General features: G+C 66.4%; 9 protein-coding genes. 5 read left to right on the top strand and 4 right to left on the bottom strand.

The genetic code is table 11. The features are described 5' to 3' along the window. The 4 genes from JOZ00_RS18785 to fadD3 form a co-directional block, all read right to left on the bottom strand. Positions 1–582 (bottom strand): acyl-CoA dehydrogenase family protein (locus JOZ00_RS18785; protein ID WP_293346282.1); only part of this gene is annotated, 582 nt, incomplete at its 3' end. 48 nt (positions 583–630) lie between these two features. Continuing rightward, on the bottom strand, positions 631–1,566 hold the full coding sequence (locus JOZ00_RS18780) for an acyl-CoA dehydrogenase (protein ID WP_293346280.1): 936 nt from the start codon (positions 1,564–1,566) through the stop codon (positions 631–633). After that, positions 1,563–2,708 (bottom strand): acyl-CoA dehydrogenase family protein, encoded by a 1,146-nt coding sequence (locus JOZ00_RS18775; protein ID WP_293346278.1) that lies wholly within the window; start codon positions 2,706–2,708, stop codon positions 1,563–1,565. Before JOZ00_RS18775 ends, JOZ00_RS18780 begins: the two co-directional genes overlap by 4 nt. Further along, positions 2,709–4,244 (bottom strand): 3-((3aS,4S,7aS)-7a-methyl-1,5-dioxo-octahydro-1H-inden-4-yl)propanoate--CoA ligase FadD3, encoded by a 1,536-nt coding sequence (gene fadD3 / locus JOZ00_RS18770; protein WP_293346276.1) that lies wholly within the window; start codon positions 4,242–4,244, stop codon positions 2,709–2,711. 49 nt (positions 4,245–4,293) lie between these two features. Between fadD3 and ipdE1 the strand changes: the two genes are divergently transcribed. The 5 genes from ipdE1 to JOZ00_RS18745 all read left to right on the top strand — a co-directional run. Then, positions 4,294–5,442, top strand: a complete 1,149-nt coding sequence (gene ipdE1 / locus JOZ00_RS18765; RefSeq protein WP_293346274.1) for an acyl-CoA dehydrogenase IpdE1 — start codon at positions 4,294–4,296, stop codon at positions 5,440–5,442. After that, positions 5,439–6,227, top strand: coding sequence for a (5R,7aS)-5-hydroxy-7a-methyl-1-oxo-2,3,5,6,7,7a-hexahydro-1H-indene-carboxyl-CoA reductase (ipdF, locus tag JOZ00_RS18760; RefSeq protein ID WP_293346272.1), 789 nt, complete (start codon positions 5,439–5,441; stop codon positions 6,225–6,227). Before ipdE1 ends, ipdF begins: the two co-directional genes overlap by 4 nt. A 41-nt stretch (positions 6,228–6,268) precedes the next feature. Continuing rightward, entirely contained in the window at positions 6,269–6,871 is a 603-nt protein-coding gene (kstR2, locus tag JOZ00_RS18755; RefSeq protein WP_293346270.1) for a TetR family transcriptional regulator KstR2, read from the top strand. A gap of 59 nt (positions 6,872–6,930) precedes the next feature. Continuing rightward, positions 6,931–8,091: a steroid 3-ketoacyl-CoA thiolase FadA6 gene (gene fadA6 / locus JOZ00_RS18750; protein ID WP_293346268.1), complete on the top strand. Its 1,161-nt coding sequence runs from the start codon at positions 6,931–6,933 to the stop codon at positions 8,089–8,091. Between the two features lie 142 nt (positions 8,092–8,233). Beyond that, positions 8,234–9,058, top strand: an 825-nt coding sequence (locus JOZ00_RS18745) for a phophatidylserine decarboxylase associated domain-containing protein (protein ID WP_293346266.1), incomplete at its 3' end; no start/stop codon positions are given.

The following is a 9,058-nucleotide window of genomic DNA, read 5'->3' as shown; positions in this document are numbered from 1 at the left end:
GGCGGCACCGATCTGCTCGGCGGCCAGCAGGATGGCCGCGCTGTCGGCGATGCCCGGGTCGGGACCGATCGCTTCGTGTGCCTCGGACTGAACCCGGGCCAATCGCCGGGTGGGATCCATCGTGGTGACGGGCTGCGCCGTGAACTGGGTGCACCTGCGCAGCTCGCCGTCCTCGACGGCGAGGATGACGTCGGCGATGTCGCCGTTGACCACGTACTCGGGGTCGAGCACCAGCGCACCGATCGATCGCCCCTCGGCGAGCCCTTGCAGCGCCTCGGCGTCCGGCTCCGGTGCGGCCAGCAGCGCCAGTTCGGCCAGCGTGGTCCCCAGTAGCGGAGAGGGCACGAGGGCGCGGCCTAGCTCCTGCAAAACCGTTGCGGCGTCAGCCAGTTCGCCGCCTGCGCCACTCAGCTCTTCGGGTACCACCAGCGCCGCGGCGCCGACCTGCTCGCACAGCAGATGCCAGAGCGACTCGTCGTAGCCGCGCTCGGATTCCATCGCCGCGCGCACGGCGCCCGGGTTCGCGTGCTTGGCCACCAGGGCCGCGACGGTCTCCCGCAGCATCTCCCGTTCTTCAGTCATGGCGCCGCTCCTTCTCATCGCTGCGCTCTGCATCGTCGCCGGCGCGACTCACAAGGCCTCCAGTACTCGCCGCCGGTGTGCCTCGGGAGTGCCCCAGGCCGACCGCAACGCTTGCACACGCAACAGCAGCAGCGACAGATCGTGTTCTTGGGTGAACCCGATTGCGCCGTGGGTCTGCAGCGCCGACCGCGCCGCCAGCAGCGCCGCCTCGGATGCGGCGGCCTTGGCCGCGCTGACGTCGCGCGGCTCCAGCGATAAGGCCGCGCCGTAGAGCAGTGGGCGGGCCAACTCGATGGCGATGTGCACGTCGGCGAGTTTGTGCTTGATCGCCTGGTACGAGCCGATCACCCGGCCGAATTGACTGCGCTGCTTGGCGTAGTCGACGGCGGCGTCCCGCAGCGCCTCGGCGGTACCGACCAACTGGGCCGCCGTCGCCAGTGCGCCGAATTCAAAGGCACGCTTGACATCTGCCTGCCACGCCTCGCCTGCCGCGGTCACGTCGTAGAGCCGACGACTGGGATCGACGGACTCGTGGCATGTCCCGGCGCGTCCCTCGGTGACACCGTCGTCGGTGACGAGTAGCACCAGCCCGGCCGCTTCCGCGTCGACCGCGCGCGGGGTGTGCGGGGGCTGTGCGACGGTGGCGATCAGCTCGCCGGACGCCAGACCCGCGCCGCGCTCATCGTCGACAAGCAAAACCGGTGCCACAGCGATGGATTCGGCCACCGGGCCCGGCACGCACCAGTGTCCCAGGCGTTCGAGTGCGACCACCAGGTCAACGGGATCGGCGTCCAAACCGTCGAATTTCTCCTGCACGTTCAGCGCAGTGACGCCGAGGTTGGACAGCTGCTCCCACACCTTGCGGCCCGGGGCGACGTCGCCGGCGGACCACGCACGCACCGCGCCGGGCAGGTCCGCCGCGGCGAGCGCCGCGTCGATGCTGGCCGCGAAGTCGCGCTGCTGTTCGTCTAGCGCAAATTTCACTTCTTGCCCCCGGACTTCTCGCGCGGCAGACCCAGTAGCCGCTCGGAGATGATGTTGCGCTGAATCTCGTTGGTTCCGGCGTAGATTGGGCCGCCCAGTGCGAACAGCAGGCCGTCGTTCCATCGCCCGGCCAGTTCGCCGTCGGCGGCGAGGATGTCGAGCGCGGTCTGATGCAACTCCACATCCAGATCGGACCAGAACACTTTGGTCACCGACGATTCGGCACCCAGTTCGCCGCCGGCGGCGAGCCTGCTCACCGTGCCGAACGTCTGCAGCCGGTAGGCCTGCGCCTTGATCCAGCCGTCGGCGACCCGGTCCGCGAATGACGCGGGCGAGCCGGCGTCCTTCCAGAGCTGCACCAGCCGCTCGGCCGTCGCCAGGAATCGCGCCGGGCTGCGCAGCGACATGCCGCGCTCGTTGCTCGACGTGCTCATGGCCGCCCGCCAACCGTCGTGCGGCGTGCCGATGACGTCGTGGTCGGGCACGAAGACGTCGTCGAGGAAGATCTCACCGAATCCGGTGTCGCCGCCCAGCTGCACGATCGGTCGCACCGTGACACCCTTGGCCTTCAGGTCGAACATGAAATACGTCAACCCGTTGTGGCGCTCGGCGGTCGGGTCGGAGCGGAACAACCCAAAACCCATCTCGGCGAACGGCGCCCGTGAGCTCCAGATCTTCTGCCCGTTGAGCAGCCATCCGTCGTCGGTCTTGGTCGCCGTCGACCGCAGCGACGCGAGGTCGCTGCCCGACTCGGGCTCCGACCAGGCCTGCGCCCAAATCTGTTCCCCGCTAGCCATTTTCGGCAGGATCCGATCCATTTGCTCGTCGGTCCCGTGTGAGAACAGGGTCGGCGCCAGCATCGAGATGCCGTTGGCGCTGGCCCGGCCCGGTGCTCCGGCGCGGAAGTACTCCTCCTCGTAGACCACCCAGTGCAGCAGCGGCGCCTCGCGGCCGCCGTACTTCTTCGGCCAGTTGATCACCGACAGGCCGGCGTCGAACAGCACCCGGTCCCAATGCCGGTGCTGTGCAAAGCCTTCGGCGTTGTCGTAGGACTTCGTCGGGATCGCGTCGGCGTTGGCGGACAGGAATTCCCGCACCTCGGCCTGGAAGGCCCGGGTTTCTTCGTCTAGTTCCAGATCCATTCAGTCCTGCTCTCGCAGTTGTGGTTTGGCCACCTTGCCGCCGGCATTGCGCGGCAACGCGTCGACGAACCGCACCGACCGCGGTGCTTTGAAGTTCGCCAAATGTTCACGGGTGTAAGCGATCACGGATTGCTCGTCGAGTTCGGCGCCGGACCGGGGCACAACGAAGGCGCGACCGACCTCGCCGAGGCGTTCGTCGGGGACGCCGATCACGGCCGCGTCGGCCACCCCGGCCATCCGGGCCAGCACCTGCTCGACCTCGGCGGGGTAGACGTTGAAACCGCCGCAGATGTACATGTCCTTGAGCCGGTCGGTGATTCGCAGGTTGCCGGCCTCATCGACCGCGCCGATGTCGCCGGTGTGCAGCCAGCCGTCGGCGTCGATGGTCGCGGCGGTCGCCTCCGGGTCGTTGAGGTAGCCGAGCATCACGTTGGGTCCGCGCAGCAACACTTCTCCGGATTCGGCGTCAGGCGTTGCGTCGATTCGCAATTCGAAGTCGGCGAATGGGCGGCCGCAGGTCGTTGCGACGGTGACCGCGTCGTCGTCGGCGCGACACATGGTGCCCATGCCGTTGGCCTCGGTCAGCCCGTAGGCGGTGAGCACGATGTCGATGTCGAGTTCGGTTTGCATGCGCTCCACCAACACGATCGGCACGGTGGCCGCCCCGGTGACCGCGAATCGCAGTGAGCTGAGGTCGTAGTCGCCGCGCGCGGGATGGTCCAGCAGTGTCTGGTAGATCGTGGGCGGACCGGGCAGCACGGTGATGCGGTGTTGCTCGATGGCTTGCAGCGTGCGCAACGGGTCGAATGTCAGGTGCGGGATCAGCGTCGCGCCGGTCTGCAGGCAGGCCAAAATGCCTGCCTTGTAACCGAAGTTGTGGAAGAACGGGTTGATACAGAGGTAACGGTCGTCGCTGGTGATCTTGCCGTTGGCGGCCCACGATGCCGACGCCGACAGCGACTGCCGGTGCGCGCACAGCACCCCTTTGCTGCGCCCGGTGGTTCCGGAAGTGAACAGGATGTCGCTGACGTCGTCGGGCGCGACGGCGGCGGCGCGTGCGGTCACCGCATCGGTATCTGTGCCGCCCGCGATGAATTCCTCCCAGGTTCCGTCATCAGCGTCGATCGGAATCCGCACGATGTGCCGCAGCGCGGGCAGCGTGGCGCGGTCCAGGTCGGCAACGCGATCGTTGCCGAGGAATTGGCCCATGCCGAACAGCACCGGCGTGTCCGTGCGGGCCAGGACGTCGGCGGCCTCTTCGGCGGTGTAGCGGGTGTTCAGCGGCACCATGGCGGCGCCGGCGTAGTGGATCGCCAGGCAGGCGATCACCCAGTGCCAGGTGTTGGGCGACCAGATCGCGACCCGGTCTCGCGGCTGCACGCCGAGCCCGATCAGGGCGGCGGTGGCCCGGTGCACTTCGTCGCGCAGGGCGGCGGCCGTGAAGGAGCGGTCGTCGGTGATCAACGCCGGATGGTCGGGGAACTGCTGCGCGAAACGATCCAGCGCCGCAGGCACGGTGCGGGGATCGTTGGTCATCAGCGACGCTCCTAACAAAGCAAGTGCTTGGTAGGTTAGCCTACAAGACATGCAGGACGTCGAGGAGTTCCGGGCGGAGGTCCGCGGTTGGCTCGCCGACAATCTGGTCGGCGAATTCGCTGCGCTCAAGGGCCTCGGCGGACCCGGGAGCGAGCACGAGGCGTTCGAGGAACGCCGGGCATGGAATCAGCATCTCGCCGCCGCGGGCCTTACCTGTCTGGGATGGCCCGTCGAACACGGTGGCCGCGGCCTGTCGACTGCGCACCGGGTCGCCTTCTACGAGGAGTACGCGAAGGCCGACGCGCCGGACAAGGTCAACCACTTCGGCGAAGAGCTGCTCGGTCCGACGCTGATCGCATTCGGGACACCCGAGCAGCAGCAGCGCTTCCTGCCGAAGATCCTCGACGTCACAGAGCTTTGGTGCCAAGGCTATTCGGAGCCGGGCGCCGGCAGTGACCTCGCCAACGTCTCGACCACCGCCGAGCTCGACGGTGACGAGTGGGTGATCAACGGCCAGAAGGTGTGGACGTCGCTGGCCCACTTGTCGCAGTGGTGCTTCGTGGTCGCCCGCACCGAGAAGGGTTCCAAGCGGCATGCCGGGTTGTCCTACCTGCTGGTGCCGCTGGACCAGCCGGGCGTGGAGGTCCGGCCGATCGTGCAGATCACCGGGACCGCGGAGTTCAACGAGGTATTCTTCGACGATGCCCGCACCGACGCCGGCATGGTGGTCGGGCAGCCGGGCGACGGCTGGCGGGTCGCGATGGGAACGTTGACCTTCGAGCGCGGCGTGTCCACGCTAGGGCAGCAAATCGTCTACGCCCGTGAGCTTTCCAACCTGGCCGAGCTCGCGCAGCGCAATGGGGCCGCCGAGGACCCGTTCATCAGGGAGCGCCTGACGCGCGCGTGGACCGGTCTGCGGACCATGCGTTCGTACGCGCTCGCCACCATGGACGTCGAGCAGCCCGGCCAGGACAACGTCTCGAAGTTGTTGTGGGCCAACTGGCATCGCAGCCTGGGCGAGTTGGCGATGGACGTGATCGGCAAGCCCGGATTGGCCATGAAGGACGGCGAATTCGACGAATGGCAGCGGCTGTTCCTGTTCACCCGCGCCGACACCATCTACGGCGGGTCGAACGAGATCCAGCGCAACATCATCGCCGAGCGGGTGCTCGGCCTGCCCCGAGAGGTCAAAGGATGAGCTTGTCCGAAGCGCCGAAAGAGATTGCTGGACATGGGCTTCTGGACGGCAGGGTGGTGGTCGTGACCGCGGCCGCCGGCACCGGCATCGGGTCGGCAACAGCGCGCCGGGCACTTGCCGAGGGCGCCGACGTGGTGGTCTCCGATCACCACGAGCGACGGCTGGGAGAGACCGCCGACGAACTGTCCGCGCTGGGACTGGGCCGGGTCGAGAAGGTGGTGTGCGACGTGACGTCCACCGCCGCGGTCGACGCCTTGATCGACTCGACCACTGCCCGCATGGGCCGCATCGACGTCCTGGTCAACAACGCCGGACTGGGCGGCCAGACCCCGGTGGTGGACATGACCGACGACGAATGGGACCGCGTCCTGAACGTGACCCTGAACTCGGTTTTCCGGGCCACCCGCGCGGCGCTGCGCTACTTCCGCGAGGCCAAGCACGGCGGCGTGATCGTGAACAACGCCAGCGTGCTGGGCTGGCGTGCGCAGCACTCCCAGTCGCACTACGCCGCCGCCAAGGCCGGGGTGATGGCGTTAACCCGTTGCAGCGCAATCGAAGCCGCCGAGTACGGAGTTCGGATCAACGCCGTCTCACCGAGCATCGCCCGACACAAGTTCTTGGAGAAGACGTCGTCGGCCGATCTGCTGGACCGGCTTTCGGCGGGCGAGGCGTTCGGGCGGGCCGCCGAGCCGTGGGAAGTCGCGGCCACCATCGCGTTTCTGGCCAGTGACTACTCGAGCTACCTCACCGGCGAGGTCATCTCCGTATCCAGCCAGCATCCGTGACACAACTAGCCAAGCAAGCGCTTGGTTGATACTCTGGTCGAGTGGACCGAGTGCCCGGTCAGGCAATCAGCCGTCGCGACGAGTTGTTAGACCTCGCCGCGACCATGTTCGCCGAGCGCGGATTGCGCGCCACCACCGTGCGAGACATCGCCGACGGTGCCGGAATCCTGTCGGGCAGTCTGTATCACCATTTCTCCTCCAAGGAGGAGATTGTCGACGAGCTGCTGCGCAGTTTTCTGGACTGGTTGTTCGCGCGCTATCGCGAAATCGTGGACAGCGAGGCCAACCCGTTGGAACGGCTCAAGGGACTGTTCATGGCGTCGTTCGATGCGATCGAGCACCGGCACGCGCAGGTTGTCATCTATCAGGATGAGGCCCAACGGCTGCTCTCCCAACCGCGGTTCTCCTACATCGAGGATATGAACCGCCAGCAGCGCAAGATGTGGGTCGAGGTGCTCAATCAGGGCGTCGACGAGGGTTATTTCCGGCCCGACCTCGACGTCGACCTCGTCTACCGGTTTATCCGCGACACCACCTGGGTGTCGGTGCGCTGGTATCAACCGGGCGGACCGCTCACGGCCGAGCAGGTGGGCCAGCAGTACTTAGCCATCGTCCTTGGCGGAATCACCAAAGAAGGAGTCTGAAAACTTATGACACGTGTCGGCGACGATGCAGAGCGAAGCGATGAGGAGGAGCGACACAAATGACTGAGGCGTACGTCATCGACGCTGTGCGTACCGCGGTTGGCAAACGCAACGGATCGCTGGCCGGGGTGCACCCCGTCGACCTGGGTGCCCTGGGTTGGCGCGGATTACTTGACCGGGTCGACGTCGACCCCGCCGCCGTGGAGGACGTGATCGCCGGTTGTGTCGACGCCATCGGTGCCCAGGCCGGCAACATCGCCCGGCTGTCGTGGCTGGCCGCCGGCTACCCCGAAGAGGTCCCCGGTGTCACCGTGGACCGGCAGTGCGGGTCCAGCCAGCAGGCGGTTTCCTTTGGCGCACAAGCGATCATGGCCGGCACCGCTGACCTTATCGTGGCCGGCGGCGTCCAGAACATGAGCCAGATCCCGATCTCGTCGGCGATGACCGTCGGCGAGCAGTTCGGGTTCACCTCGCCGACCAACGAGTCCAAGCAATGGCTGCACCGGTACGGCGATCAGGAGATCTCGCAGTTCCGTGGTTCGGAGTTGATCGCCGAGAAGTGGAACCTGTCTCGCGAAGAGATGGAGCGGTACGCGCTGACCAGCCACGAGCGCGCATTCGCGGCGATCCGCGGCGGCCACTTCGACAACGAAATCATCACTGTCGAAACCGAATCCGGACCGTTCCGGGTCGACGAGGGTCCGCGTGAGTCGTCGCTGGAGAAGATGGCCGGCCTCAAGCCGTTGGTCGAGGGTGGTCGCCTGACCGCCGCGATGGCCAGTCAGATTTCCGACGGCGCCAGTGCCGTGCTGCTGGCTTCCGAGCAGGCCGTCAAGGATCACAACCTGACCCCGCGGGCCCGCATCCACCACATCAGCGCTCGCGCGGCCGACCCGGTCTTCATGCTCACCGGCCCGATCCCCGCGACCCGCTACGCGCTGGAGAAGACCGGGCTCTCGATCGAGGACATCGACACCGTCGAGATCAACGAAGCGTTCGCACCCGTGGTTTTAGCCTGGCTCAAGGAAATCAAGGCGGACCCGGAGAAGGTCAACCCCAACGGCGGTGCGATCGCGCTAGGCCACCCGCTGGGCGCCACCGGAGCCAAGCTGTTCACCACCATGCTCAACGAGCTCGAGCGCATCGGGGGCCGCTACGGCTTGCAGACGATGTGCGAGGGCGGCGGGACGGCGAACGTCACCATCATCGAGCGGCTGTAGCCGCTCGGCCGCCAGCTGTATCGCGACACATAGACCACGCACACGACGCGCCGTTTGGGGTGTGCGTGGTTTATGTCTCGGTGATGCGCTAGTGCCGCGCACCGCATGTTTCGTTTTCTGCGGGGCGGATATCTCGCTGACTATGACGCCCCGCAGTGAAAGTAGAAGTGCGCCGCAGCTGGCCGGCTGGCTGCCCTCAGACCAAGAAGACCTTGAGGCCTGGTTGGAGGGCCACGGTGACCGGACGGAGTCCCGGGGCGACGACGTCGAGCTGCATCCCGTGCTCGTCGAGTTCCAGCAGTTGATCGACGCCGACCCGGTGGTGCGGCTGTACCTCAACGAGATGATTGCCCAGGTGCCCGAACGCAAGCCGTATCTCAAACGGCACTTACACGACGTGCCGCAGCTGCTGCGCATGATCAACGAGGTGCTCACCATGGCGCCCGAATTCGGCGAGGGTGCGGTAACCTTGCCGCTCAACGCGATCCTGGACTGGACCATGGGCACCTCCGCCGGGTTCGCCGCATATCGAGATCCGCGAATCAACGCCATGCTGAGAAAGATTCTCAACGCATGGTGCGAATTCCTCAGTAGCGCGGATTCGCTTTACGTGCTGAACGACTCCCCGTCGGGCTGGAAGTGTGAGGCGGCGAAGCGTGCGGTGGGCATCGAGGAATTCGTGCACGATCCGGCGGACGAGCACTGGGGCTTCAAGTCGTGGAACGACTTCTTCACCCGACGCTTCACCGATACTGCACGTCCGGTCGCCTCCGCTGAGAACAACAAAGTGATCGTCAGTGCGTGCGAGTCGACGCCCTACCGGATCAGCACCGGCGTGCAACGCCAGGACCGCTTTTGGATCAAGCGCCAACCTTATTCACTCAACGACTTGCTGGCCAACGACGACGCGGTCGGTCAATTCGTCGGCGGCACGGTCTACCAAGCATTTTTGAGCGCCACCAACTAC

The sequence above is a fragment of the Mycobacterium sp. genome, assembly GCF_019243155.1.
GTDB lineage: Bacteria > Actinomycetota > Actinomycetes > Mycobacteriales > Mycobacteriaceae > Mycobacterium.
The sequence above is the reverse complement of the archived record's forward strand: the minus strand, read 5'-3'. Positions and strand labels throughout refer to the sequence as shown.

What these genes read in the sequence shown, in the direction of transcription:
- JOZ00_RS18775 (WP_293346278.1), bottom strand. Translation starts at nt 2,708, where the DNA reads ATGGATCTGGAACTAGACGAAGAAACCCGGGCCTTCCAGGCCGAGGTG.
- fadD3 (WP_293346276.1), bottom strand. Translation starts at nt 4,244, where the DNA reads ATGACCAACGATCCCCGCACCGTGCCTGCGGCGCTGGATCGTTTCGCG.
- ipdE1 (WP_293346274.1), top strand. Translation starts at nt 4,294, where the DNA reads ATGCAGGACGTCGAGGAGTTCCGGGCGGAGGTCCGCGGTTGGCTCGCC.
- ipdF (WP_293346272.1), top strand. Translation starts at nt 5,439, where the DNA reads ATGAGCTTGTCCGAAGCGCCGAAAGAGATTGCTGGACATGGGCTTCTG.
- fadA6 (WP_293346268.1), top strand. Translation starts at nt 6,931, where the DNA reads ATGACTGAGGCGTACGTCATCGACGCTGTGCGTACCGCGGTTGGCAAA.